Origin of the sequence: Caballeronia sp. AZ1_KS37 (genome assembly GCF_023631165.1) — a bacterium.
GTDB classification, from domain to species: Bacteria; Pseudomonadota; Gammaproteobacteria; order Burkholderiales; family Burkholderiaceae; genus Caballeronia; species Caballeronia zhejiangensis.
In genome coordinates this window covers 44,567-70,228 of record NZ_JALQDP010000002.1, presented here as the reverse complement: position 1 = coordinate 70,228, position 25,662 = coordinate 44,567, and the positions used below count along the sequence as shown (strand labels likewise).

27 protein-coding genes and 1 tRNA gene are annotated in these 25,662 nt (G+C 63.1%); 14 read left to right on the top strand and 14 right to left on the bottom strand.

Going from position 1 to position 25,662, the window contains the following annotated elements:
* Positions 1–118: 118 nt before the first annotated feature.
* The 3 genes from NCS00_RS03480 (at position 119) to NCS00_RS03470 (ending at position 2,473) form a co-directional block, all read left to right on the top strand.
* Complete coding sequence (locus NCS00_RS03480) at positions 119–1,060, top strand: CysB family HTH-type transcriptional regulator (RefSeq protein WP_008351128.1); 942 nt, start codon at positions 119–121, stop codon at positions 1,058–1,060.
* A 52-nt stretch (positions 1,061–1,112) separates the two neighbouring features.
* Complete coding sequence (locus tag NCS00_RS03475; RefSeq protein WP_008351129.1) at positions 1,113–2,273, top strand: ABC transporter substrate-binding protein; 1,161 nt, start codon at positions 1,113–1,115, stop codon at positions 2,271–2,273.
* A 115-nt stretch (positions 2,274–2,388) separates the two neighbouring features.
* Positions 2,389–2,473: transfer RNA gene (locus tag NCS00_RS03470), tRNA-Leu, on the top strand.
* Positions 2,474–2,536: 63 nt separating this feature from the next.
* Here the strand turns inward: NCS00_RS03470 and NCS00_RS03465 are convergent.
* Both NCS00_RS03465 and NCS00_RS03460 read right to left on the bottom strand, forming a co-directional pair.
* Complete coding sequence (locus NCS00_RS03465; RefSeq protein WP_144403830.1) at positions 2,537–2,758, bottom strand: hypothetical protein; 222 nt, start codon at positions 2,756–2,758, stop codon at positions 2,537–2,539.
* The gene (locus tag NCS00_RS03460) at positions 2,731–3,159 is read right to left on the bottom strand and encodes a hypothetical protein (protein ID WP_250439110.1); all 429 of its coding nucleotides are present in this window, start codon (positions 3,157–3,159) and stop codon (positions 2,731–2,733) included. The genes NCS00_RS03465 and NCS00_RS03460 overlap by 28 nt, the downstream gene beginning before the upstream one ends.
* A gap of 270 nt (positions 3,160–3,429) precedes the next feature.
* Here NCS00_RS03460 and NCS00_RS03455 point away from each other — a divergent pair, with 270 nt between their 5' ends.
* From NCS00_RS03455 to NCS00_RS03440, 4 genes are all read left to right on the top strand, one after another.
* The gene (locus tag NCS00_RS03455; protein ID WP_250439108.1) at positions 3,430–4,947 is read left to right on the top strand and encodes a hypothetical protein; all 1,518 of its coding nucleotides are present in this window, start codon (positions 3,430–3,432) and stop codon (positions 4,945–4,947) included.
* A 108-nt stretch (positions 4,948–5,055) separates the two neighbouring features.
* Complete coding sequence (locus NCS00_RS03450; RefSeq protein ID WP_250439107.1) at positions 5,056–6,153, top strand: TIGR03118 family protein; 1,098 nt, start codon at positions 5,056–5,058, stop codon at positions 6,151–6,153.
* Positions 6,154–6,338: 185 nt separating this feature from the next.
* Positions 6,339–7,052, top strand: coding sequence for a pseudouridine synthase (locus tag NCS00_RS03445; RefSeq protein ID WP_008351140.1), 714 nt, complete (start codon positions 6,339–6,341; stop codon positions 7,050–7,052).
* A 122-nt stretch (positions 7,053–7,174) separates the two neighbouring features.
* Positions 7,175–7,351, top strand: a complete 177-nt coding sequence (locus NCS00_RS03440) for a hypothetical protein (RefSeq protein WP_008351142.1) — start codon at positions 7,175–7,177, stop codon at positions 7,349–7,351.
* On the opposite strand, the gene NCS00_RS03435 is transcribed toward NCS00_RS03440, so the two are convergent.
* Positions 7,348–8,361, bottom strand: a complete 1,014-nt coding sequence (locus tag NCS00_RS03435) for an NAD-dependent epimerase/dehydratase family protein (RefSeq protein WP_008351144.1) — start codon at positions 8,359–8,361, stop codon at positions 7,348–7,350. The two genes, NCS00_RS03440 and NCS00_RS03435, sit on opposite strands and share 4 nt — an antisense overlap.
* A gap of 86 nt (positions 8,362–8,447) precedes the next feature.
* Here NCS00_RS03435 and NCS00_RS03430 point away from each other — a divergent pair, with 86 nt between their 5' ends.
* The 3 genes from NCS00_RS03430 to NCS00_RS03420 all read left to right on the top strand — a co-directional run bounded on the left by NCS00_RS03430 (position 8,448) and on the right by NCS00_RS03420 (position 11,359).
* The gene (locus NCS00_RS03430; protein WP_008351145.1) at positions 8,448–9,479 is read left to right on the top strand and encodes a CDP-6-deoxy-delta-3,4-glucoseen reductase; all 1,032 of its coding nucleotides are present in this window, start codon (positions 8,448–8,450) and stop codon (positions 9,477–9,479) included.
* Between the two features lie 276 nt (positions 9,480–9,755).
* Positions 9,756–10,940, top strand: a complete 1,185-nt coding sequence (locus NCS00_RS03425) for an acetylornithine transaminase (protein ID WP_250439085.1) — start codon at positions 9,756–9,758, stop codon at positions 10,938–10,940.
* The gene (locus tag NCS00_RS03420; RefSeq protein WP_175982808.1) at positions 10,937–11,359 is read left to right on the top strand and encodes a GNAT family acetyltransferase; all 423 of its coding nucleotides are present in this window, start codon (positions 10,937–10,939) and stop codon (positions 11,357–11,359) included. The genes NCS00_RS03425 and NCS00_RS03420 overlap by 4 nt, the downstream gene beginning before the upstream one ends.
* 61 nt (positions 11,360–11,420) lie before the next feature.
* On the opposite strand, the gene NCS00_RS03415 is transcribed toward NCS00_RS03420, so the two are convergent.
* The 9 genes from NCS00_RS03415 to NCS00_RS03375 form a co-directional block, all read right to left on the bottom strand.
* On the bottom strand, positions 11,421–12,131 hold the full coding sequence (locus tag NCS00_RS03415) for a hypothetical protein (protein ID WP_250439083.1): 711 nt from the start codon (positions 12,129–12,131) through the stop codon (positions 11,421–11,423).
* 281 nt (positions 12,132–12,412) lie between these two features.
* The gene (locus tag NCS00_RS03410) at positions 12,413–13,054 is read right to left on the bottom strand and encodes a hypothetical protein (RefSeq protein ID WP_250439081.1); all 642 of its coding nucleotides are present in this window, start codon (positions 13,052–13,054) and stop codon (positions 12,413–12,415) included.
* Between the two features lie 186 nt (positions 13,055–13,240).
* Positions 13,241–13,945, bottom strand: coding sequence for an ABC transporter ATP-binding protein (locus NCS00_RS03405; protein WP_008351154.1), 705 nt, complete (start codon positions 13,943–13,945; stop codon positions 13,241–13,243).
* 18 nt (positions 13,946–13,963) lie between these two features.
* Positions 13,964–14,740: an ABC transporter ATP-binding protein gene (locus NCS00_RS03400; RefSeq protein ID WP_008351156.1), complete on the bottom strand. Its 777-nt coding sequence runs from the start codon at positions 14,738–14,740 to the stop codon at positions 13,964–13,966.
* 17 nt (positions 14,741–14,757) lie between these two features.
* Entirely contained in the window at positions 14,758–15,927 is a 1,170-nt protein-coding gene (locus NCS00_RS03395) for an ABC transporter permease subunit (RefSeq protein ID WP_008351157.1), read from the bottom strand.
* A gap of 24 nt (positions 15,928–15,951) precedes the next feature.
* Entirely contained in the window at positions 15,952–16,902 is a 951-nt protein-coding gene (locus NCS00_RS03390) for a branched-chain amino acid ABC transporter permease (protein WP_008351160.1), read from the bottom strand.
* 212 nt (positions 16,903–17,114) lie between these two features.
* Positions 17,115–18,341 carry a branched-chain amino acid ABC transporter substrate-binding protein gene (locus tag NCS00_RS03385; RefSeq protein WP_008351162.1) on the bottom strand — a complete coding sequence of 409 codons (1,227 nt, stop codon included), beginning with the start codon at positions 18,339–18,341 and terminating at the stop codon, positions 17,115–17,117.
* Positions 18,342–18,772: 431 nt separating this feature from the next.
* Positions 18,773–19,735 carry a 4-hydroxy-3-methylbut-2-enyl diphosphate reductase gene (gene ispH / locus NCS00_RS03380; RefSeq protein ID WP_008351164.1) on the bottom strand — a complete coding sequence of 321 codons (963 nt, stop codon included), beginning with the start codon at positions 19,733–19,735 and terminating at the stop codon, positions 18,773–18,775.
* Between the two features lie 2 nt (positions 19,736–19,737).
* On the bottom strand, positions 19,738–20,193 hold the full coding sequence (locus NCS00_RS03375) for an FKBP-type peptidyl-prolyl cis-trans isomerase (RefSeq protein ID WP_008351167.1): 456 nt from the start codon (positions 20,191–20,193) through the stop codon (positions 19,738–19,740).
* Positions 20,194–20,397: 204 nt separating this feature from the next.
* On the opposite strand from NCS00_RS03375, the gene radC reads away from it, so the two are divergent.
* From radC to nadB, 4 genes are all read left to right on the top strand, one after another.
* Positions 20,398–21,147, top strand: coding sequence for a RadC family protein (radC, locus tag NCS00_RS03370; protein WP_081851872.1), 750 nt, complete (start codon positions 20,398–20,400; stop codon positions 21,145–21,147).
* A gap of 216 nt (positions 21,148–21,363) precedes the next feature.
* Positions 21,364–21,597, top strand: a complete 234-nt coding sequence (gene rpmB / locus NCS00_RS03365) for a 50S ribosomal protein L28 (RefSeq protein WP_008351171.1) — start codon at positions 21,364–21,366, stop codon at positions 21,595–21,597.
* Between the two features lie 11 nt (positions 21,598–21,608).
* On the top strand, positions 21,609–21,776 hold the full coding sequence (gene rpmG, locus NCS00_RS03360; RefSeq protein WP_007180630.1) for a 50S ribosomal protein L33: 168 nt from the start codon (positions 21,609–21,611) through the stop codon (positions 21,774–21,776).
* A gap of 189 nt (positions 21,777–21,965) precedes the next feature.
* Entirely contained in the window at positions 21,966–23,564 is a 1,599-nt protein-coding gene (gene nadB, locus NCS00_RS03355; RefSeq protein ID WP_250439079.1) for an L-aspartate oxidase, read from the top strand.
* On the opposite strand, the gene nadC is transcribed toward nadB, so the two are convergent.
* Both nadC and nadA read right to left on the bottom strand, forming a co-directional pair.
* A complete protein-coding gene (nadC, locus tag NCS00_RS03350; RefSeq protein WP_250439075.1) occupies positions 23,561–24,433 on the bottom strand; it encodes a carboxylating nicotinate-nucleotide diphosphorylase in 873 nt (290 codons plus the stop codon). The two genes, nadB and nadC, sit on opposite strands and share 4 nt — an antisense overlap.
* Positions 24,433–25,560 carry a quinolinate synthase NadA gene (gene nadA / locus NCS00_RS03345; RefSeq protein WP_034472958.1) on the bottom strand — a complete coding sequence of 376 codons (1,128 nt, stop codon included), beginning with the start codon at positions 25,558–25,560 and terminating at the stop codon, positions 24,433–24,435. The genes nadC and nadA overlap by 1 nt, the downstream gene beginning before the upstream one ends.
* Positions 25,561–25,662: the final 102 nt, after the last annotated feature.

Here is a 25,662-nt window from a genome sequence, read left to right as displayed (position 1 = left end):
TGACAGATAGAGATATGGATATTGGAAAAATTGGACTGATAGTAAAGAACCTGCTATATATTGCAAACGACTGAAAAATTACTTTGATATGCCCGGTAGTAATAAACAAAGGCTATAAATGAATCTGCATCAGTTTCGCTTCGTGCGCGAGGCCGTCCGGCAGAACTTCAACCTGACGGAAGCCGCCAAGGCGCTGTATACGTCGCAGCCGGGCGTCTCGAAAGCGATCATCGAATTGGAAGACGAGTTGGGCGTCGAAATCTTCACGCGGCACGGGAAACGCGTGAGGTCGCTCACCGAGCCGGGGCGCATCATTCTCGCGTCGGTCGAGAAAATCTTGCAGGAAGTGGAAAGCCTGAAGCGCGTCGGTAAGGATTACGCCGCGCAGGATCAGGGCAATCTCGTCATCGCCGCCACGCATACGCAGGCGCGTTATTCGCTGCCGTCCGCCATCGCAGAATTCAAGAAGCGCTTCCCGAAGGTCCACCTTTCGATTCTGCAAGGCAGTCCGACGCAAGTCGCCGAAATGGTCATCCACGATCAGGCCGATATCGCCATCGCGACGGAAGCGATCGCCAACTATAAGGAACTGGTGTCGCTGCCCTGCTTCCAGTGGCAGCATCTGGCCGTCATGCTGCCGGATCATCCGCTGTTGGAGCGCAAGACGCTGACGCTCGACGATCTCGCGCAATTCCCGATCATCACTTACGAGGCGTCGTTCGCCGGGCGCACGAAGATCAATCAGGCGTTCGCGCTGCGCAATCTGACACCGGACATCGTGCTCGAAGCCATCGATGCCGACGTCATCAAGACTTACGTCGAACTGGGGCTCGGCGTCGGAATTCTGGCGGATATCGCGTTCAATCCGGAACGCGATCGGCATTTGCGCGCGATGCCGGTCGGACATCTCTTCGGCACGAACGTCACGCGGCTCGCGCTCAAACAGGGCGCGTACCTGCGCAGCTATGTGTATACGCTCGTCGAACTGCTGTCGCCGTCGCTGAATCGCAAGCTGATCGAACAGGCGCTGTCCGGCGAGCACGAGAGTTACGAGCTTTGAATATCGGCGGCGCCCGCCGCCTAGAAAATCCTGCCCATTTGGAGACCATCCGATGACGTTGTCGAAGTTCACGCGCCGGCTCGCTGCCGGCGTCGCCTTGTCCGTAGTTGCCGCCGCCGCGCACGCCCAGTTGAAGGTCGGCATCGATCTGTCGAGCACCGGTCCGGCCGCCGCCATCGGCATCACCAGCAAGAACGCGATGCTCATGTGGCCGAAAACCATCGCCGGGCAGAGCGCGGAGTACATCATCCTCGACGACGGCTCTGATCCGGGCGCGGCCGTGCGTAACATCCGCAAGCTCATCAGCGAAGATCACGTCGATGTGATCGTCGGGCCGAACATCACGCCGGCGGCGCTCGCCGCGCTCGATCCCGTCGCCGAATCCGAAACGCCGATGATCACGCTGATCGGCTCGGCATCGGTCGTGGAGCCGCAGGAAGGCAAGAAAGTGTGGGCGTTCAAGATGGCGCAGACCGATCGCGCGATGGCCGACGTCATGACGCGCTACATGGCCAATCACGGCGTGAAGACGGTGGGTTTCATCGGCTTCGCGGACAGCTACGGCGATAGCTGGCTCAACGAGTTCACCAAGTTCGCCGATCTTCGGCATATCAAGATTGTCGCGAGCGAGCGTTTCAATCGCACCGATGCGAGCGTCACCGGCCAGATTCTCAAGCTGATGGCCGCGAAGCCCGACGCGGTGCTGATCGCGGGCGCGGGCACGCCGACGGTGTTGCCGCAGCGCACGCTCGTCGAGCGCGGCTACAAGGGCGCGATCTATCAGACGCACGGCATCGCGACGCCCGAGTTCATCAAGCTCGGCGGCAAGGACGTCGAGGGCACCCTGTTCCCGACGCAGCCGGTCGTCGTCGCGCGGACGCTGCCGGCGGATCATCCGTCGAAGAAGGCTGCGCTGGCGTTCGCGAATGCGTATGAGGAGAAGTACGGCAAGGGCACCGTGACGCAGTTCGCGGGCGATGCGGCGGGCGTGTATCCGCGTCTTCAGGACGCCGTGGCGCGCGCGCTGAAGACGGCCAAGCCGGGCACGAAGGAGTTTCGCGTGGCGCTGCGCTCGGAACTCGAGCATGCGCACGAACTGGTCGTGCCGAACGGCGTCGTCAATACGAGCGCGACGGATCACGTCGGTCTGGATCAGCGCGCGAGCGTAATGGGCGTCATCAAGAACGGCGCATTTACGTATCTCGCGCAGTAATGTCCTTTGTTCTGAAAACGCTGCTGTCGATGCTTGCCGGCGACGGCGTTTTCGGTCATAATCGCCGACTCGATTGGCTCGTTGGTTCGCTCTGTTCCGCTACGAGTCGATTCAGGCCCAGGTGGTGAAATTGGTAGACGCAGGGGACTCAAAATCCCCCGCCGCAAGGCGTGCCGGTTCGATTCCGGCCCTGGGCACCAGGATTGTTGAAAAAGCCGCTCCGTTGTGAGCGGCTTTTTTGCGTTTGGGGCACGGCTTCGGCGTCATTTCGGCATCTCGCCGGGTTTCGCGGCAATCTGCGTTTGAACGTTGCCTGAACCGCGCTCGACTTCGATGCACGGCTCGTCGCCCGCAGTCTTCCGATAAATCCAGCCCACGACGGGCGGAACGACGAACCTGGCGATCGCGTAAGCCAACACGACAGGCCAATACTCTCGAAAGAAACCCAGCACGAAGTTCAACATTTTTCCACCCACGCCTTCCATTCATTCACCGCGATCGAAAATACATAGTAGACCAGAGCATCCCGAAGAGGATGCATAGGCAGAATCGCCCGAACTTCCTCACTGAACGAAGCGACGAGCAAGTATATCCAGAGAAGCATCCCGATTAGAGAGGCGAAAATTCCCAGATTCGCGACAAGAAACGCCTGAGCGATTCGTCGCTCGGAGAACCATCGAGAATAGGCGCCGCGGCGAAGCTCACCCGGCAGCACCGTCAACGCAAGATTCAGACTGACGCTCGACGCGACGAGCGAAATCGGAAAGAAGTCATCCCTGCCCGGCTGCTTCAGCGCCGCCCTCAAGATGTATTCGATCGCGCCCATGAATAGCGGCAGTCCGACGATCAGTTGCCGCGCCGTCGCGTCGAAGCCCTTCGATTGCATTCTCATCGTCCTTATGTGCGTGATGACACGCAATTTCGCCGATGACGCGAGCGCGCGTACGTCGTCCGTCCGGCTATGTGCGCTCTCGCGTAGACGCGCACTGCCGCGTCAGCAAAAAATGGCCTCCATCGGCATTCGGAACCCCGGCGCGCGGAGCATCGCGGGGATGCTCGCACGCGCAGCGCCCGCATTTCGGGTTGCTTAGGACCCTCTCGATGTCGTGACCCGCTCGCGCGACGCGCCGAGCCATAACTCGAAGAAAGGTACGACATGAATCGACCTGATCACTCGCTGTCTCTCGACTCCGTCATCTGCAAGCGCTGCAACACCGTTTCCCCTGCCTCGGAAGACACCTGCCCCGCGTGCGGCGCCGATCGTCAGGGCGCGATTTTCACGAGCCGCGCGGCCGAAGCCGCCGTGGCCGCCGCGGCGCCGGTGCCCGCGCCGCTCGACATCCTCGACTGGGACGATAGCCACTGGCTGCAGCGCCTCGTGCGCCGCAGGATGCTGACGTCCTACCCGAACTTCGTCGAGCCCGATGCGCAGGATCAGCGCAAGCCCGCCCGCACCGGCATGGCGATGCTGGTCGGCGGGGTGATCGCCAGCATCGCGGTCGGCGGATACTTTTATGCGCGTCTGGACGACAACGCGCCGTCGCCGAGCGCGGAGCCCGGTATCAGCGCGGCGGGATCGATTCGCGACGGCGCCTCCGGCGCGCTCAAAGCCGATGCCGCGCGGCACGCATCGTTGGCGCGCTCCAAAGCCGATACGCCGAGTGCGCAGCCTGTCCCGTCAGCGACGACGACAACGACGATCGCGAAGAAGCCCGCGCCGATAGCGGAAACCGCGTCTGTCGCGCCGCGCGTCACGGCATCGAGCATGTTGCCGACGACGCCGCACGTTGCGGCGAACGCGGCTCCGGCGAGCAACGCGTCGCCAGCCATGATCGCAACTGCGAAGCCCGCGACGCCCGTTCCCACGACGAACGCAGCCGCAGCGACAGCCGCATCGGTCGCTGCCGTCGCGCCGCCGACCAAGCCGACGACGCCGGTCGTCGCATCGCTGCAGAAGCCTGAACCGCGCGTGGTCGCGACGATCGCCGCAGCGGCGCCGGTGCCGCCGAAACCGGTGACGCAAGCGCCCGCGCCCGTCGCCCGCGCGATCGAGCAGCCTCGAAATACCGCGCCCGTCGCCCGACAATCCGAACAGCCGCGCAGCACCGCGACGGTCGCCTCGATCGACAAACCGCCCACGCCCGCCACGCCCGCCGTTCAGCCTGCGCCGGAGCCGCTTCCCGCAGCCGTCGCGCGGAGCATCGCGGCGGTTCAGCAAGCGCTCGCCGGGCGCGACCTCGCGGCGGCGCGCCGTCACATGCGCGGCCTCTCGGCGAGCGAGCCGCGCAGTCCGGAAATCCAGCAGCTCGCGGCCGAATTGTCGCGTCAGGAACGTGCGCGCGACGGCGCGATAGCGAACGCGCGCGCCTGCGCCGCCAACATGGAAGCGGCGTGCGCGTTGCGCAACGCACGCCGCGCGGTCGCGCTCGACCCGCGCAACGGCCAGGCGCAGGCGACGCTGCGCCGCGCGCTCGCTGTGCAGAACGAGAGCAACACCGAGTACTTCCGCCAGGCGAGCGGCATCCCGAAGCCGGTCGTCCCGACGATGACCTACGACGGCCGTTGGAACGCGCACGCCCATCATTCGGGGATACCGGATGACGACGATTCGCGCTTCACGCTCTTCGGCCTGGGCGTGCCGGCCGTATCGAAGGGACGCGGCGACGCGCATTGATGTACTGAAGCGCCATTCAGCATGATGCAAACGGAATAAGCCGCAACGCACATCCGTTTAAAGGTGACGAACGAGCTGCCGGCGAACCGCGCCGAAGGAGTCACCATCATGCAAACCGGATTGTTGCGCCGTCTGGTGGTTTGCGCCGCCGCGGTCGTCTCGCTCGCGGGCATCGCCTCGTGCGGCGGCGGCTCGGACGACAACATGCCGACGGCGACACGTTTCAAGATGTCGATCGTCGTCTCCGATGGCGCCGTGTCCGCGCCTCACACCGACCCGAATCTGAAGAATGGCTGGGGCGTGGCGTTCAACCCGAACGGCTTCGTTTGGGTCGCCGACAACGGCACGCAGACGGCCACGCTCTACGACGGCAACGGCGTCGTTCAGTCGCTGGTCGTATCGATCCCTCCGAGCGCGTCCGGGCCCGCCAAACCGACCGGAATCGTCTTCAACAAGGGACCGGATCTCACGCTCTCGCGCAACGGCAAGTCGGGCGTCGCCGCGTTCGTCTTCGCGGGAGAAGGCGGCTCGATCACCGCGTGGGCGCCCGCCGTCGACATGACGCACGCGTTCACCGCCGTCGATTCGAGCGCGTCGGGCGCGATCTACAAGGGACTCGCGATCGCCACGACGTCGACCGGCGCGCATCGCCTTTACGCGACCGATTTCCATAACAACAAGGTCGACGTCTTCGACGGCACGTTCACGAAGATCGCCGTGCCCGGCGGCTTCAGGGACGCGCAGATTCCGGCGGGTTTCGCGCCCTTCGGCATTCAGACGATCGGCTCGAAGATATTCGTCACCTACGCGAAGCAGGACGGCGACGCCGAGGACGACGTGCCCGGCGCGGGCCTGGGCTTCGTCGACGTGTTCGACATCGACGGCAATCTGACGCAGCGCTTCGCGGCGAACGGGCCGCTCAACGCTCCGTGGGGCATCGCGCAGGCGCCCGGAAACTTCGCCACGTTCAGCAACGATATCCTCATCGGCAATTTCGGCGACGGCACCATCAACGCGTTCGATCCGAATACCGGCGCGTTCGTCGGCGCGCTCACGGATACCGGCGGCGCGCCGCTCGTGCAGCACGGTCTGTGGGGCATCGCGTTCGGCAACAACCTGAACGCGCAGCCGTCGAACACGCTGTTTTTCGCCGCCGGGCCGAACGACGAAGCCAACGGCGTGTATGGCCGCATCGACATGCAATGACGCGCACCCGACGATTCCCTGGGCGATGACGCTGGCCGCGGACGCATGGCCGTCCGAAAGCGCATCGCCACGCTCGGCGCCGCCCGCGGTTCGGGCGGCGCTTTTTTTGGCGATGCGAAGCGCGCCGGCGCGCGCGGACCGAAAGCGCGGCTTGCTAGAATGCGCGCTTCAACTCCGCTCATCCGATGGACCTCGAAACCCTCCTCTTCTCCCAAGGCTTCGGGTCGCGCCGCCAGTGCCGCGGCATCGTGGCCGAAGGCCGCCTGCGCATCGCGGGCATCGTGCGCGACGATCCGCACGCCCATCTCCCCGTCACGCCCGGTCTCGAATTCGAAGTCGACGATCATCTCTGGACGTATCGCGAGAAGGCGTACATCGCGCTCAACAAGCCCGCGGGCTACGAATGCTCGCGCGATCCGCAGCATCATCTGAGCGTGTTTCATCTGCTGCCGCCGCAACTCGCCGAGCGCGGCGTGCAGGCCGTCGGCCGGCTCGACCAGGACACGACCGGCCTGCTGCTGCTTTCCGACGACGGCGCGTTCGTGCACGCGTTCACGTCGCCCAAGCGCAAGGTGCCGAAGGTCTATCTCGCGACCGTGCGTCATCCGCTCGACGGTCTGCAACTCGCGAAGTTGCGCGAAGGCGTGCTGCTGCACGGCGAGCCGAAACCGAGCGCCGCGCTCGCCGCCAAACAACGCGGCGAACGGCTGCTCGAACTCACCGTGCTCGAAGGCAAATACCATCAGGTCAAGCGCATGGTCGCGGCCGCGGGCAACCGCGTGGAGAAGCTGCATCGCGAGCGGGTCGGCGGTTATGCGTTGCCCGACACGCTCGTCGAAGGCGCATGGCGCTGGCTCGAAGACGCCGATCTCGCCGCGTTGCGAAACACTTCGCATTGAGCATGCAAATCGGTGAATCCCCTCACCGGCGGACGCTGCGATGCAGCATGCCTTCCGCGTTTCGTACTCTTATACTGGTCTAACGGATACCAAAATGATTACGAAAAAAGCAGGAGGGCATCATGGTCTCCCAATCGGCCGTTGCGCTGGTAGCGTTCGTCGCGCTGTGCGCAGTCCTCATCGGGGTGCTGGGCTTCGTCATGCACATGCGCCACAAGTATTCGCCGAATCTCATCGGCGCATTGATCGGCGCGTTGATGTGCTTCGTTCTGCTCGAAACGATTCCGGCGCTGATCTAACGCCGCGCGTTCTGCTTTAGGAACGCGTCGACCGTCGGATGGCGCAGCACGTAGCCCAGTTCGCGCTTCAGGCGCGTGTTGGCGAGCCGCCGCGATTCGCGCATGAACGAAAGCGTGACCGGCTCCAGGCGCGTTTGCGCTTCGCTGCGCGAAATGCGCGGCACGCGCGTCAGGCCGTAGGCATCGGCCACGCGGTCGAAGTAATCCGCCATGCGCAAATCCGTGTCGTCCGACGCGTTCACGACGCGCTGCGCACGCCCGCGCGCGAGCGCACGCACGAGAATGGCCGCGAGATCGTCGGCGTGAATGTGGTTCGTGTAGACGTCGTCCGGTTCGGCGAGCGCGGGCATGCCCTTTTCGATGCGCGCGATCGGCAGGCGGTTGGCCGCGTAAATGCCCGGAATCCGCACGATCGACACCCGCCAGCCGCTTTTCACGCCCGCCGCGCGCAACTGCCGCTCTGCCGACACGCGCCGCCGCGCGCGTTCGTTCGCAGGCCGCGCAGGCCGCGTTTCGTCGATCCACGCGCCGGCGCAATCGCCATAAACGCCGGTCGTGCTCGCATAGACGAAACGCGTGCGCTGCCCGTCCCGGCGCTTCGCGGCCGCACGAAGACCGTCGGGTACAATGAAAGATGTTTTTCCGGCGCGATCCGCATGCAGCCAATGGCTTGCGGCGGCGCGCGCCACCGAGCGGCGCGGTCTGCGCAGCGCGGCGATCAGCGCGCGCGTGCGGCGGTCCGAGTCGCCGTCGCGCTGAGGCGGCGCGAGATGCAGCACGTCGCGTGCGAGGCCGGCGAGCCTTGCGAGGCTGCGGCGCACATCGAGATCGCCGGAAATGGGCGTCGCGCCGGCCGCGCGCAATTCGCCGGCGCGTTCGGGATGATGCGTGAGCGCGACGACGCGGGGCGCAGCGGCGCGCGCATGCAGAAGCGGCAACGCGCGCATGCCGACATCGCCGCATCCGACGATCAGGACGCGCGCGCGGCGAAGGTTTCGAGTGGCGATCATCGGAGCATTTTATCCGTCGCCTGAAACCCGCGTACGGCGTCCGAAAAGACTCACGAGACAACTCCACACATCGCAGAAATCGATCTATGGCTTTCAACGTAACGCTCCGGCAAAGCGGCCGGCAGTTTCAAGTAGAACCCGACGAACCGGTGCTGACCGCCGCGCTGCGCCAGGGCATCGGCCTGCCGTACGGCTGCAAGAACGGTGCGTGCGGTTCGTGCAAGGGCGCCGTCGTGAGCGGCGAGGTCGAGCAGGCGCCGCATTCGTCGTCGGCACTGTCGAACGACGAAAAGACGCGCGGCATGGCCCTCTTCTGTTGCGCGACCGCGCAGACGGATTTGACCATCGACGTGCGCGAAGTCGCGGGCGTCGGCGACGTCCAGGTGAAAAAGCTGCCGTGCCGCGTGAACGCGCTCGAACGCAAAGCCGACGACGTCATCGAACTGAAGCTGCAACTGCCCGCGAACGAACGCCTGCAGTATTACGCGGGCCAGTACATCGAATTCATCCTCAAGGACGGCAAGCGCCGCAGCTATTCGATGGCGAGCCCGCCGCATCACGAAGGGCCGCTCGAACTGCACATTCGCCACATGCCGGGCGGCACGTTCACGGATCACGTCTTCGGCGCGATGAAAGAGCGCGACATCTTGCGCTTCGAAGGCCCGCTCGGCACGTTCTTCCTGCGTGACGAGTCCGACAAGCCGATCGTTCTGCTCGCTTCGGGCACGGGTTTCGCGCCGATCAAGGCGATCATCGAACATGCGGTCTTCAAGAATCTGAATCGCCCGATGACGCTTTATTGGGGCGGCCGCCGCAAGAAGGATCTCTACATGATGTCGCTCGCCGAACAGTGGGCGCGCGAGGTTCCGAATTTCAAGTTCGTGCCGGTGCTCTCCGAACCCGACGCCGGCGACGCCTGGACGGGCCGCACGGGCTTCGTTCATCGGGCTGTCATCGAAGATCTGCCAGACTTGAGCGGCTATCAGGTGTACGCGTGCGGCGCGCCCGTGATGGTGGAATCGGCGCAGCGCGACTTCACGCAGCATCATCGGCTGCCGGAGGACGAGTTCTACGCGGATTCGTTCACGAGCGCGGCAGATCTCGCGCATCCCGTGTGAGCTTGCACACAACGTGCACGCGGACAAAAAATCCGCGTGCACGGTTTACAGGCGGCAACCGCTTAACGTATCCTTCGCGAATGCTCAAAACCCTGAACGCACTTCGACGTCGCCGCTCGCCGCTTCCCTAGGGATGCCGCTGGCTCGTCACGCATTGCGCTCACGGTTCGGTCTTGTCGAAGCGTACGAAATGAAGCCACGGAAATCCGTGGCTTTTGTTTTTTTCCGCATCGTTTTCCTCTTTTTCTCGCACTAGCCTTCGTGGAGCCCGCTGTCATGAATTTCAATGAGTACCCCGTTGATTCGCTGATGTACATCACGAACCGTCCCGAGATCGTGTTCACGCATGGCAAGGGTTCCTGGCTCTACGACAACACGGGCAAGCGCTATCTCGACTTCATCCAGGGCTGGGCGGTGAACTCGCTCGGCCACTGCAACGAAGGCATGATCGAGGCGATGGAAAAGCAGGCGCGCACGCTGATCAACCCGTCGCCCGCGTTCTACAACGCGCCGATGGCGCAGCTCGCCGGCCTGCTCACCGCGAACAGTTGCTTCGACAAGGTGTTCTTCGCCAACAGCGGCGCGGAAGCGAACGAAGGCGCGATCAAGCTCGCGCGCAAGTGGGGCAAGAAGTTCAAGAACGGCGCGTACGAGATCATCACGTTCGACCACAGCTTCCACGGCCGCACGATCGCGACGATGTCCGCGAGCGGCAAGGCCGGCTGGGACACGATCTACGCACCGCAAGTGCCGGGCTTTCCGAAGGCCGATCTGAACGATATCGCGTCGGTCGAGAAGCTCATCAACGAGAAGACCGTGGGCGTGATGCTCGAGCCGATTCAGGGCGAAGGCGGCGTGATTCCCGCGACGCGCGAATTCATGCAGCAACTGCGCGAATTGACGAAGAAGCACAACATCCTGCTCATCGTCGATGAAGTGCAAAGCGGATGCGGCCGCGCGGGAACGCTGTTCGCGTACGAGCTGTCGGGCGTCGAGCCGGACATCATGACGCTCGGCAAGGGCATCGGCGGCGGCGTGCCGCTCGCGGCGCTCCTGTCGAAGGCGGACGTCGCGTGCTTCGATGCGGGCGATCAGGGCGGCACCTACAACGGCAATCCGCTGATGACGGCGGTCGGCTACTCGGTGATTTCGCAACTCGTCGCGCCGGGCTTTCTCGAAGGCGTGCGCGAGCGCGGCGAGTATCTGAAGCAGGAACTGCTGAAGCTGTCGGACGAGCGCGGCTTCCAGGGCGAGCGCGGCGAAGGTTTGCTGCGCGCGTTGCTGCTGGACAGCGACAAGGGTCCGCAAATCGTCGAGAAGGCGCGTCTGAAGCAGCCCGACGGCCTCCTCCTCAACGCGGCGCGCCCGAATTTGCTGCGCTTCATGCCCGCGCTCAACGTGACGAAGGACGAGATCGACCAGATGATGACGATGCTGCGTTCGGTGCTCGATTCGCTGTGATCATCCGCACTTTCGATGCAGGCGATCGCGACGCCGTGATCGCCCTGTGGCGCGATGTGTTTCCGGAGTACGCGGACGCATCGCGGCCGCAGCGCGATCCGGCGCTGTCGATCGAGAACAAGATGCGCACGCAACCGGAGCTGTTCTTCGTCGGCTCGATGGATGGCGAAGTGATCGGCACGGTGATGGCCGGTTACGACGGGCATCGCGGCTGGGTGTATTCGCTTGCTGTCACGCCTGCGCTGCGCGGCCGCGGATACGGCAGTGCGTTGATGAAGCACGCGGAAGCGGCGTTGACGAAGCTCGGCTGCCCGAAGGTGAATCTGCAGATTTTGTCGTTCAAGACGGAGCTGCGCGGGTTCTATGAAAGGCTCGGGTATCGGATGGATGAAGTGGTGAGTTTGGGGAAGCGGCTTTGACGCGCGAACTCAGGCTGGACGCTTCGACAAGGCCGCTATCTTTCTCAGATGTCGACCAGGTTCAACAAGAAAAGCAGATTTGAGGCATCTCGTCGACGGCCGCTGCGCGTCTTTGCTTTCTTTGCGGATTGCGCGCCGCATCTTCTACCGACGAGCCGCGCACCTTCAACGACGGATTGGGTTCGATCGAAATGTTGCGAAAGACCACGTCCGTTGTGCCGCTTTCTTCCCTGTATTTCAGCGTCAGGTCTACGTTGTAATCAGTGAGCCAAACGCCGTCGTACTCCACGACGAATCCGCTCTGCGTCGCTACTGAGCAGTGGGTTTCGACTGCGGAGCCGGTGAGCGAAGCAAACACGTCGAACGCCGGTTTTGTGTTTCCGACCCGGCACTGCATGCGCTTTTCGCCCTTTCGGGAAGGCTGAGGAACGGACATATCAAATTCCGCCCCTTTGACCAGGGTCTGTGGGGTCGCGCGGATCGCAGTGCTATCTTTGAGGTTCGCCATGCCGATCTGGCTATCGCCCCACAGTTCCTGAGAACGCAGGTCCGCCATTCGGTAGTAGGTCCGGAAATAGGCCCATGTAACCGCACTATCTCCAGCGGTCGTGACGCTTTGCTCCGAAACGACACCATTGTCGTGACGGTTCACAAGAGTTGACGTGAAGGGCACACGCTTCAGTGGTGAGCGTGAATCGACCCAATCTGCTTCGATGATCAGTCGCTTGTAGGGAAGAATCTGGCTGCCCCTAGCGGGAAGACCGCGTTGCACCACCTCGCCATAGCTTCGAAAAGTATTGGCGCAGCATCGCGCCCTGCGGCGAATCCGGGTCGATACCTGATGATACAAGCCGCGAGTTGAAGTCCGCCAAGTCTCTCGTCTCGGCGGATACGGGTGCGATCGGTTGAGTCTGTCCTGTCGCCGTCGCTATCGAGAGGAAAGCGAAGGCAGCCAAGAGCCAACGTATGATTTTCAAGCGTTGCATATATTCTTATCTGATCTGAGAGGTTCGAATGTGAATGGCCGAGCGAAAGGCGATGCAAGGCTCGCGATCATTGCGAAGTTGAATTCGAATCCGTGTCAACTCTCGCGTCGGCACATTTGGCAGCGCGTGTCACAGCGACGGGTTCATCCATGTCATGGCCGTCGATAAGACGAACGGATATCCAGCACTGCCTGCCCTTCATCTCGAGAAACGCATCGTAGTCACGGCCCGCAACCGGACTGAAAGTCACACGCGGTGGAGTACACCACCAATGGGCGTTACCCGCACTGCCGCTCGTTCCCATGCTCAGGACAATCGGCTGGCCGCCCGCCACCACATACTCTCTGATGGAATCCTTGAACTCCAGGCCGTCGACTCGCATGAACTCGCGCGGGCTCGGCGGCATGCCGATAACCTCGCTCCGCGACGAATATTTCCAATTGGCAAAAAAACCGTCGTCACCGGCCACCCATTCAGCTCCCTCGACGGAACCGCCATAACAGGCGTGATTGGGAAGGTACGAGGCAGTGCGCGTTCCGTTGCCGGAGAGAAGTCTGATACGCGCAGAGACCGCGCTATCGTATTCCGGCGCCGCGACGGTCACGTTATGACTGGGCTGCGGAAACAATCCGCAGCCCGTCAGTGCCATCGTGGCTGCGATGAGGAGGTGGCCGCGCTTCGGCAGCTGGCTGAGACTGGAGGTGAACATCGAAATCCCCGATTCTTGATCGGCATCCTGAGCTTCGATAGTGGGAAGAATCTGAGAAAGCGGGCTAATGCGACAGATGACAAGAAAGCGAGAACGATTTGGCGAAGCACCCGTAATCCTGGAAAAGAAAAAAGCCGACTGTCTCGCGACAGTCGGCTCCCTTTCGAGCATCGGACGGTTAAGTCTTCACTCACCCAAATACGCCGCCCTCACCTTCGGATCATCGAGCATGACCTTCGCGTCGCCGGACATCGTCACCGTGCCTGAATCCATCACGTAACCGCGATTCGCCGCCTGCAGCGCGAGACGCGCGTTCTGCTCCACGAGCAGCACCGTCAGCCCTTCCTTCGAGATTTCCCGCACGACTTCGAAGATCTTCTCGACCATGATCGGCGAAAGACCCATCGACGGTTCGTCGAGCAGCAAGAGCTTCGGGCGCGACAGCAGCGCGCGGGCCATCGCGAGCATCTGCTGTTCGCCACCCGACAGCGTGCCCGCGTACTGCGACGCACGTTCCTTCAGACGCGGAAAGAAGCCGAACATGCGCTCCGTGTCCTTCTGAATGCCGTCCGAATCGTTGCGCAGATACGCGCCCATCTGCATGTTCTCGAGAATCGACATGCGCGCGAAGATGCCGCGGCCTTCCGGCACCATCGCGAGGCCGCGCTTGAGCAGTTCGTGCGTCGGCACGCCCTTGATCGACTGGCCCATGTACTCGATATCGCCGCCCGAGTACGGCTTGAGGCCGGTGATGGCCTTCATCGTCGTCGTCTTGCCCGCGCCGTTCGCGCCGATCAGCGTAACCAGTTCGCCCTGCCCGACTTCGAGATCGACACCCTTCACCGCCTGGATGCCGCCGTAATTCACCTGCAGACCCTTGACCTTCAACATTGCGCTTGTGGTCGCCATTTAGTGCACCCCCGCACCCAGATATGCCTCGATCACCTTCGGGTCCTTCTGCACGTCCTGCGGCAGACCTTCGGCGATCACCTTGCCGTAATCGAGCACCGTCATGCGGTTGCACAATCCCATCACGAGTTTCACGTCGTGTTCGATCAGAAGAATCGTCTTGCCGTCCGCGCGGATCTTGTCGAGCAGACGAGTGAGCTCGACCTTCTCCGTCGCGTTCATGCCGGCGGCGGGTTCGTCGAGCGCGAGCAGCTTCGGATCGGTCGCCAACGCGCGCGCGATCTCCAGACGGCGCTGATGCCCGTACGACAGATTGCGCGACGTGTAATCCGCGTATTGCAGCACGCCGACGTATTCCAGCAGTTCGAGCGCGCGCTCCTTGATCTCGCGCTCTTCGCGGCGTTCGGCGGGCGTCTGGAACACCGCGCCGACCAGACCGTGCTTCGTGCGAACGTGACGTCCGACCATCACGTTCTCCAGCGCCGTCATGCCGCCGAAAAGACGAATGTTCTGGAACGTGCGCGCGATGCCCGCCTTCGCCACCTGATAAACCGCCGTCGGGGTGTACGCCTGGCCGTCGAGCTTGAACTCGCCCGAATCCGGCGTGTAGAGACCCGTGATCACGTTGAAGAACGTCGTCTTGCCTGCGCCGTTCGGGCCGATCAGACCGTAGATCTCGCCTTCCTTGATTTCGAGGCGTACGTCGGACAACGCCTGCAAGCCGCCGAAACGCTTGTTGACGCCCGTGACGGAAAGTCGTGTTTGCTTATCGCTCATCTTTCAATCCCCCGCCTTTAAGCACGCACCGGCTTCTTGCCGTTGCGCTTCGCGATCTTCGCGATCTTGTCTTCGTGTTTCGCGGCGGGCCACAGGCCTTCCGAGCGATACAGCATGATCAGCACCATCGCCAGACCGTACAGCAACTGGCGGATGACTTCGGTATCGACAAGCTGATGACCGAAGATGGCGTTCTGCAGCGGACCCATTGTCGTGCGCAGGAATTCGGGGAACACGGCGAGCAGCACCGCGCCGAGAATCACGCCCGGAATATGGCCCATGCCGCCCAGCACCACGCACGCCAGCACGACGATCGACTCCCAGAACGTGAACGATTCCGGCGACACGAAGCCCTGGAACGCACCGAACATCGCGCCCGACAGACCGCCGAACGACGCGCCCATCGCGAATGCGAGCAGCTTCACGTTGCGGGTGTTGATGCCCATCGCCTTCGCGGCGATTTCGTCTTCGCGGATAGCGGCCCACGCGCGGCCGATACGCGAATGCTGAAGACGCGTACACACCCAGATCACGAACAGCGCGCACAGCACGAACAGGTAGTAGTACAGGTACACCGACGGGAATTTGAAGCCGAAGAACTCGTGCGTCTGCGCGAGGCTGTAGCCGCCGACGTGCACCGGATCGATACCCGTGATGCCCTTCGGACCGTTCGTGATGTTGACCGGACGATCGAGGTTGTTCATGAAGATCCGGACGATTTCCCCGAAGCCCAATGTCACGATCGCGAGGTAGTCGCCGCGCAGACGCAGCGTCGGTGCGCCGAGCAGCACGCCGAAGGTCGCGGCGAGCGCCATCGCGATCGGCACGATGATGAGGAACGGCACATGCAATCCGTTCGGCGCGAGCGCCGCGATCCACTCGAACTGCGTCGACAGTTGCGGCGACGACAGCAACGCCGCCGTGTAAGCGCCGACCGCGTAGAACGCGATGTAGCCCAGGTCGAGCAGGCCGGCGAAGCCGACCACGACGTTGAGACCCAACGCGAGCATGACGTAGAGCATCGCGAAGTCGAGCACGCGGACCCAGTAGTTGCCGCCCGCTGCGCCGATGACCATCGGCGCGGCAATCACGAACACAGCGGTGAGAATGCCGATGACGAGCGTCTTCGTCATGTTCTTCTCGGGGATGAGCGTCGTGGACGGCTCAATCGGTTGAATCGAAGTCATTTTTTTGAGCTCCTCACACGTTCTTTAAGCGCGGTCCGCGACACGTTCGCCGAGCAGACCCGACGGACGGAACACGAGCACGATGATCAGCACGACGAAGGCGAAGACGTCCTGGTAGTTGGAACCGAAGACCCCGCCCGTCAGATTGCCGATGTAACCGGCGCCCAACTGTTCGATGAGACCGAGCAGCACGCCGCCCACCATCGCGCCCCCCAGGTTGCCGATGCCCCCCAGCACCGCCGCCGTGAACGCCTTCAGGCCGGGAATGAAGCCCATGTAGAAGTGCGCGTTGCCGTATTCCGACGCGATCATCACGCCCGCCAACGCAGCCAGCGCCGAGCCGATCATGAAGGTCGCGGAAATCACGAAGTTCGGGTTCACGCCCATCAGCGACGCGACGCCCGGGTTCTCGGCGATCGCGCGCATCGCGCGGCCGAGCTTGGTCTTGTGCACGAGGAGCAGCAGGCCGCCCATCACGAGGAACGCGACGACGATGATGACGATTTCGGTCATCGAGATCACCGCGCCCGGACGGGTTTCGTCGGCGGCGATCACGTTGATCGGATCGGTCGGCAGAAGCTGCGGGAAGGCGAGCGGATTGCGGCCCCAGATCATCATCGCGATGGTCTGCAAGAGGATCGAGACGCCGATCGCGGTAATCAGCGGCGCGAGACGCGGCGCCTTGCGCAGCGGCCGGTACGCGACGCGCTCGATGGTGTAACCGACGATCGCGCAGACGATCGCGGCGATAACGAGCGCGATCGTCAGCATGATCGGTCCGGGCAAGCCGGGCGCGTGATTCTGCATGACGCCGATGGCGGAGAGCGCGACCATCGCGCCGACCATCAGCACGTCGCCGTGCGCGAAGTTGATGATGCCGAGAATGCCGTACACCATCGTGTAACCCAACGCGATGATGGCGTAGACGCTGCCAAGCACCAGACCGTTGAGGATCTGCTGGATGAAAATATCCATTTAAAGCTCCTTAGCCCCGTGCGATTCGATAACGCCTTTATCACCGGCCGATAAACCGGTGTGAAGTGAAATCTGAAGCGGCACTGCGCGTACTTTTAAAAAACCGGTAAGGGTTGAGCGCCGATCGTCCGCCCGCGGCCGGATGAGGCTGCGAGCGGTTCACGGACGGATACGAAAACAGCGCCGCCGGATAGCTGGCGCCGCCAGACTGCCTACTGCTTGACGACGTCGAGTACGTCCTTCTTCTTGTCCTTGAAGTCGTACAGCGTGATGGTCCCCGCCTTCAGATCGCCCTTGTCGTCGAATGCGATATGCCCCGTCAGACCGTTGTAGTCGGTCGTGGCAATCGCAGCGAGCACCTTGGGCGCTTCGATGGAGTTCGCACGCTTCATTGCATCGACGATCACGTACATCGCGTCATACGTGAACGGCGCGTAAATCTGCACCGGCGTGTGAAAGCGCGCTTCGTACTTCTTCTCGAAGTCGGCTCCCTTGTCCATCTTCGAAAGCGCGAGCCCCGCCTCCGAGCAGACGATGTTCTGCACCGCGTCGCCCGCGAGCTCGGCCACCTTGTCGGTGCAGACGCCGTCGCCCGCCAGAATCTTCGCCTTGATGCCGAGCGCCGCCGCTTCCTTGGCGAACGGGCCGCCCGTCACGTCCATGCCGCCGTACATCACGACGTCCGGCTGGATGCGCTTGATCTTCGTGAGAATCGCTTTGAAGTTGCGCGCCTTCTCGGTCGTTGCTTCGCGGGCGGCGATCTTCACGCCGCCGGCCTGCGCGCTCTTCGTGAATTCGTCGGCGAGGCCGCGGCCGTAGGCACTCGCGTCGTCGACCACGACGATCTTCTTCGCGTGCAGCGTCTTCATCGCGTAGCCGGCGAGGACCGGGCCCTGCAACGCATCGGTCGCGACGACGCGAAACGTCGTCTTGTAGCCCTGCTTCGTGTACTCGGGATTCGTCGTCGACGGCGAAATCTGCGCGATGCCCGCATCGCTGTAGATCTTCGACGCCGGAATCGACACGCCCGAATTCATGTGGCCGATCACCGCAACCACGTGGTCATCGACGAGCTTCTGCGCGGCTTCGGTGCCGACGCGCGGATCGGCTGCATCGTCCTGGGCGTCGAGCTCGAGGCGGATGGAACGCCCGTCGATGGTCAAGCCTTGCGCGCTGATCTCCTCCAGTGCGAGACGCGCGCCGTTTTCGTTGTCCTTGCCGAGGTGAGCCTGCAGGCCCGTGAGGGGCGCCACATGACCGATCTTCACGACAGTTGCTTCGCTCGCGGGCGCTGGCGCCGGCGCGGACGCAACGGGCACGGCGGCGGAACTCGCTGCCGATGCCGCTGTGCTCGCCCCGCCTTCATCCTTCTTGCCGCATGCGGTTGCCATTGCAACCGCAGCCGCGATGGACACGGCGTGAGCAAACTTGAATCGCATCAAATAGGTCTCCTGCGCCTCTAAAAACTGTCGTCGTGAACCCTTCTGGCCTCAAGACGCGCGCATTGTAACGCTAAATATGAGACGAGCAATATTCTTGCGTGGCGGGGTTTTCCAGCATTGCAACCAGCATTTTTCGAGCGATTTTCCGGCTAGAGCGCAACCGGGTTGCGATCCGCATTTGTGCAGCAGTTGCACCACAACGGGAACAGGTTTAATCGATCGGTTCCGACGGTTACGTTTGCTTATCCGATTTACGGGGAAACCCTGAAGGCTTTCGGCGAAATTGCTCGTCGCGGCGCGCGCCCCATATCGGTGCTTACGCTTGGTGTCATCTCTCGCGTGAGGGTTCCGTTTCGATGGCGCCCGATGGGTTTCAAGCGCGAAAAAAAAAAGCGCCCGCAGGCGCTTTTTTAGAGGAAGGCCGCTAGTTACTGCGGCAGCGACAGTCCGCGCGGCAGCGGAAACGAGATCGTCTCTTCGATGCCTTCGAGCGAGCGCACGTTGCGCACGCCGAGTTCACGCAGACGCGCGATCACGGCCTGAGCCAGCACTTCCGGCGCCGATGCGCCCGCCGTCACGCCGATGCGCTTCTTGCCTTCGACCCACCGCGGATCGATCTGCGTCGGCGAATCGACCATATAAGAAGGGATGCCGCGCTTCTCAGCGACTTCACGCAGACGGCTCGAATTCGAGCTGTTCGGGCTGCCGACGACGATCACGACGTCGCACTGCGGCGCGAGAAATTTCACCGCGTCCTGGCGATTTTGCGTCGCATAGCAGATGTCCTGCTTCTTCGGCTCCTTGATCTCGGGATACTTGCTCTTGAGCGCGTCGATGATCGCGGAGGCATCGTCGACCGAAAGCGTCGTCTGCGTCACGTACGCGATGCGCTGCGGATCGGGCAGATCGAGCTTCAGCACGTCGTCGATATCCTCGACGAGATGCATGCCCTCGCCCGACTGACCCATCGTGCCTTCGACTTCCGGATGACCCTTGTGGCCGATCATCACGATGTCGAAGCCTTCCTGACGCATCTTCGCGACTTCGATATGCACCTTGGTCACGAGCGGGCACGTTGCGTCGAACACGCGCAGGCCGCGCGCCTCCGCTTCGCTGCGCACCGCTTTCGAGACGCCGTGCGCGCTGAAGATCAGTGTCGCGCCTTCGGGCACGTCGGAAAGCTCTTCGATGAAAATCGCGCCCTTCTTGCGCAGATCGGCGACGACATATGCGTTATGCACGATCTCGTGGCGCACGTAGATGGGCGCGCCGAACAATTTGATCGCGCGCTCGACGATCTCGATCGCGCGATCGACGCCCGCGCAAAACCCGCGCGGCTGCGCGAGCAGGATTTCGACGTCGGTCTGAACTTCGTTGAGGCTTTCAATCATGGTTACAGAATCCCGATGATTTTCACTTCGAAGACGAGCGCCTGGCCCGCGAGCGGGTGATTGAAATCGAACAGTGCCGCCGTTTCGCCGACTTCCTTCAGCACGCCGGCGTAGCGTCCGCCGTTCGGCGCGTTGAATTCGACGAGATCGCCGGGAGAAAAATCCTCGCCGATCATGCTGTTTTCGCGCAGCGTCGCGAGCGACACCCACTGGACCAGTTCCGGATTGCGCGGCCCGAACGCCTGATCCGGCGTTAGCTGAAAGGTCGAATGGTGGCCGACCTTCAGTCCCAGCAAAATCTCTTCCAACGGTTCGGCGAGTTGCCCTGCGCCTAGCAGAAGCGTCGCGGGCTTGTCGGCGAACGTATTGACGATGTCAGCACCATCGGCAAGCGCGAGCCGGTAATGAAGCGTGACGTGCGAACCGGGTTTCACCTCGGAGATATCGATGATGCTCATGAGTATTGGATGTGGCCGTTCGTTTGAAGGCAGGGCGCAGGCCCCGCATGGGGCGGCTCTTCGGCGCGTGGCAGCGAACCGCACGGCGCCCGTGCGAACCGGACGCCAAAACCGCTATTGTAAGACAGAGTTGTGGCAGCACGCGTCACGCGGCTCAGTCCCGTGTGCGCTTGCCCGCACGCCACGCGGTCCGGGAGCACCGCGATGAGCGCCGATCTGCGGCTCGTGCCGCCGCTCGTCGCACCCGACGGCGACAGTTTGTCCGCGATCGCGCCTCTCCTGCCGATCCGCAAGTGGGCGCGCGCGGACCGGCCGCGCGAACGCCTGCTCGATATAGGCCCGGCGTCGCTGTCGGACGCGGAACTGTTCGCCTTGTTCCTGCGCACCGGCCTTCCGGGGGCCACGGCCGTCGATGTGGCGCGTCAGCTTCTGCTGCGTTTCGGGTCGCTGCGCGGCGTGCTGGACGCGTCGGCGGCGGAATTGCGCGAACTGCGCGGCATCGGGCCGGCGCGGGCGGCGACGCTCATCGCCGTATCGGAATTGTGCCGGCGCGCGCTCGCCGAGAAGGCGCGCGATCGCGAACTGCTGAACGCGCCGGGCGCGGTGGAAGACTATCTGCGGCTCTTGATCGGCACGCGGCCCTACGAGGTGTTCATCTCTCTGTATCTGGATGCGCGCCATCAGTTGCTGCATGTCGAGGAGTCGGCGCGCGGCTCGCTGACGCGCGTGGCCGTGTATCCGCGTGAGATCGTGCGGCGCGCGCTCACGCTGAACGCGGCGGGGCTCATCGTCGCGCATAATCATCCGTCGGGCGGCGTCGAGCCGAGCGCGAACGACCGGCGACTCACCAAGACGCTGCAGGACGCGCTGACGCTCATCGACGTGCGGCTGCTCGATCACATCGTCGTGGCGGCGAACGAGGTCTTCTCGTTCGCGCGGCATGGCTGGCTGTGACGGCATAAAACGTTTGATATTGCAGCGTTTTTCCTGTTAGAATCCTCGTTTGCTTTTCTCAACCCGCCTGTTCTGAACGAATGCGGCCCTCATTGGCATAACCGTGCTGCCAAGTCCCCGATCGGCAAATTGGGCGATAAGAGGCATCGAAGCTGAAAGCGAGTGCTTTCGATTCGAGCGTTCGTCTCGGACTCAACGTGTATTAGGAGTGTCACCATGGCACGCGTATGCCAAGTAACTGGGAAAGGCCCGATGTCGGGCAACAACGTTTCCCACGCAAACAACAAGACCAAGCGTCGCTTCCTGCCGAACCTGCAGAATCGCCGTTTCTTCGTTGAAAGTGAAAATCGCTGGGTGCGTCTGCGCGTTTCGAACGCCGGCCTGCGCCTGATCGACAAGAACGGTATTGACGCCGTGCTCGCAGACCTGCGCGCACGCGGTGAAATCTAAGGAGCACGCACATGGCCAAGGGCGCACGCGACAAGATCAAGCTGGAATCGACCGCAGGCACGGGTCACTTCTACACGACGACCAAGAACAAGCGCAACATGCCGGAAAAGATGCTGATCAAGAAATTTGATCCGGTCGTCCGCAAGCACGTTGAGTACAAGGAAACCAAGATCAAGTAAGCCGCTTGATTTTTGAGTAGCCTGCACGAAGACAGCAGAAAGCCCCGCACCTCGCGGGGCTTTTTGTTTTCCGGCGCCGCTTTAACACGCTTTGCACACGATCGTGCGGGGGTTTTCGCTGTCACGGAATGTTCATGCGCGTTATGCTTGCCGGCTATCGACGAAGAACACGGACGGAGAACCGGCAGCATGAATTTCGATGTGGCGATCGTAGGAAGCGGCCTCGCGGGTCTGAGCGTCGCGCTCAATCTGGCCGAGACGCGGCGCGTCGCGATTCTCGCGAAGCGCGCGGCGAGCGTCGGCGCGAGCGATTGGGCGCAAGGCGGCATCGCGGCGGTGCTGGACTCCGCCGACAGCGTCGACAATCACGTCGACGATACGCTCGTCGCGGGCGGCGGACTGTGCGACGAAGCCGCGACGCGCTTCATCGTCGAAAACGGGCGCGCCGCGATCGAATGGCTCATCGACGAAGGCGTGCCCTTCACGCGCGATGTCTCCGCCGAACTCGGCTTCCATCTGACGCGCGAAGGCGGTCACAGTCATCGCCGCATCATCCACGCCGCCGACGCGACCGGCCACGCGGTGGTCACGACGCTTTCCGAACGCGTGCGCAACCATCCGAACATCACCGTCCTCGAAGATCACTACGCGATCGACCTGATCACGTCCGACCGTCTCGGGCTGCCCGGCCATCGCTGTCACGGCCTCTACGCGCTCGATCTGAACTCGGGCCGCACCGTGACGATCCAGGCGCCGCACACCGTTCTCGCGACAGGCGGCGCGGGCAAGGTCTATCTCTATACGACCAATCCCGACACCGCGACCGGCGACGGCATCGCAATGGCGTGGCGCGCGGGCTGCCGCGTCGCGAACATGGAGTTCATCCAGTTCCATCCGACGTGCCTCTTCCATCCGTATGCGAAGTCGTTTCTGATCTCCGAAGCGGTGCGCGGCGAAGGCGGCGTGCTGCGTCTGCCGGACGGCACGCGCTTCATGCCCGCGCACGACGAGCGCGCCGAGCTCGCGCCGCGCGATATCGTCGCGCGCGCGATCGACTTCGAGATCAAGAAGCGTGGCATCGATTGCGTGTATCTCGACATCAGCCACCAGCCGCGCGCGTTTCTCGAAGAGCACTTTCCGACGATCCTCGCGCGCTGCGCCGAATTCGGCATCGATATCGCGAAGGAGCCGATTCCCGTCGTGCCCGCCGCCCATTACACCTGCGGCGGCGTCGTCACGGACCTCGCGGGGCGCACGGATCGTCCGGGGCTGTATGCGGTCGGCGAGACGTCGTACACGGGTCTGCACGGCGCGAACCGGCTCGCGAGCAATTCCCTGCTGGAATGCCTCGTGATCGGGCGCGCGACGGCGCAGGCGATCGAAGCGGACGGCTTCTCGAATGGTTGTCACGCCCAACTGCCCGACTGGGACGAAAGCCGCGTGTCCGATCCGGACGAGGAAGTCGTCGTCGCGCACAATTGGGACGAGCTGCGCCGCCTGATGTGGAATTACGTCGGCATCGTGCGCACGGACAAGCGCCTTGCGCGCGCGCAACATCGCATCGCGCTGCTGCGCGACGAGATTCACGAGTACTACGCCAACTTCAAGGTGAGCCGCGATCTGCTGGAACTGCGCAATCTCGTCGATGTGGCGTCGCTGATCGTCGAAAGCGCGTGCTCGCGCCGCGAGAGCCGCGGCCTGCACTACAGCCGCGACTGGCCCGCGACCTTGCCGAAAGCGCTGCCGACGGTGCTGATGCCGCCGGCCGCGCGCCGCACGAGCCTTTAGAGCAGACGCATCGAGAAATCGGTCGCGCGCAGGTCTTTTGTGAGCGCGCCGACGGAAATGCGATCGACGCCCGTGTCCGCGATCGCGCGCACCGTGTCGAAGTTCACGCCACCCGACACTTCGAGCAACGCGCGCCCGGCCGTGATGCGCACCGCGTCGCGCATCATGTCGAGCGTGAAGTTGTCGAGCAGGATCGATTCGGCCCGATGTGCGAGCGCCGTCTCGAGTTGCTCCAGCGTTTCGACCTCGATCTGAATCGGCACGCCCGCCTTCAGCGCGAGCGCCGCATCCATCGCCGCGCCGACGCCGCCCGCCGCTGCGATATGGTTTTCCTTGATGAGAATGCCGTCGTAGAGCGCGAGGCGCTGATTCGCGCCGCCGCCGACGCGCACCGCGTATTTCTGCGCGAGCCGCAAGCCCGGCAGCGTCTTGCGTGTGTCCAGAATCCGTGCGCGCGCGCCTTCGATCGCGTCGACATAGCGGCGCGTGGCGGTCGCGACGCCCGACAGCAATTGCAGGAAGTTGAGGCCGTTGCGCTCCGCCGTCAGAAGCGAGCGCGCCGGGCCGTGCAGCAGTACGACCGTGGAGTTGGCCGCCATGCGATCGCCTTCGCGATACTGCCATTCGACTTCGATCGTCGGATCGACGCGGCGCATGACTTCGTCGAACCAAGGCGCGCCGCACAGCACCGCTTCCTCGCGCACGATGATGCGCGCGGTGCGGCGGGCGTCGGCGGGCACGAGGCGCCCGGTGTGATCGCCCGTGCCGACGTCTTCTTCGAGCGCATCGACGACATTGCGTGCGAGCGCATCGTCGAATGCTTCGCCGTATTGCTTGCGGACTTCCTCGAAAATCGCCGGATACGTCATCACGCGGCTCCCACGTTCGAAAACAGCGTTCCGTCCTTGGCGAGATCGCCGCTCGCCTGCACGCGTTTCTTGTGACGCGCCGCGAAGTCGAGCATGCGATCGATCGGCACGCGCGCGCGCTGCCCGATGGCCGGATCGACGTGAATCTCGTTGTGACCGCGTTCGAGCACGTCGGCGAGATTGGCGAGACCGTTCATCGCCATCCACGGACAGTGCGCGCAGCTCTTGCAGGTCGCGCTGTTCCCGGCGGTCGGCGCTTCGATGAAAATCTTGCCGGGCGCGGCGAGCCGCATCTTGTGCAGGATGCCGAGGTCCGTCGCGACGATGAAGCGCTTCGCGTCCAGCTTCACCGCGGCGTCGATGAGTTGCGTGGTCGAGCCGACGACATCCGCGAGCGCGACGACGCCTTCCGGCGATTCCGGGTGCACGAGGATTTTCGCGTCGGGATATTCGTTGCGCAGCAAATCGAGCTCGATGCCCTTGAACTCGTCGTGGACGAGACATGAACCTTGCCACAGCAGCATGTCCGCGCCGGTCTTCTTCTGGATATAGCTGCCGAGGTGACGATCCGGCGCCCACAGGATTTTTTCGCCGCGCGCGTGCAGATCGGCGACGATTTCAAGCCCGATCGACGATGTGACCATCCAGTCCGCGCGCGCCTTCACGGCCGCGCTCGTGTTCGCGTACACGACGACCGTGCGGTCCGGATGCGCGTCGCAGAATGCTGAGAATTCGTCGGCCGGGCAGCCGAGGTCGAGCGAGCAGGTCGCGTCGAGATCGGGCATCAGCACGCGTTTGTCCGGACTCAGAATCTTGGCCGTCTCGCCCATGAAACGCACGCCCGCGACGACCAGCGTTTTCGCAGCATGATCGCGGCCGAAACGCGCCATTTCGAGCGAGTCGGCAACGCAGCCGCCAGTTTCGTCGGCGAGTTCCTGGAGCTCAGCGTCGACATAATAGTGCGCGACGAGCACGGCTTCTTCGCGCTTGAGCAACGCGCGAATGCGCTCCTTCAACTCGCGCTTCCGTTCGGCCGACGGTGCGTCCGGCACGCGCGCCCACGCTTCGCCCACTCCACACGTCAGGCCTTGCGGCCGGTCGTACTCGACGCTCCTGATCGCTTCCATGTCCCTGTCCCCTGCTCCGTGCCAACAACGTAACGCAAGAATCGGCTGCACAAAAACAAAGACCCCGCCAGAGCGGGGTCTTGTGACGTCCTCAAATTTTAA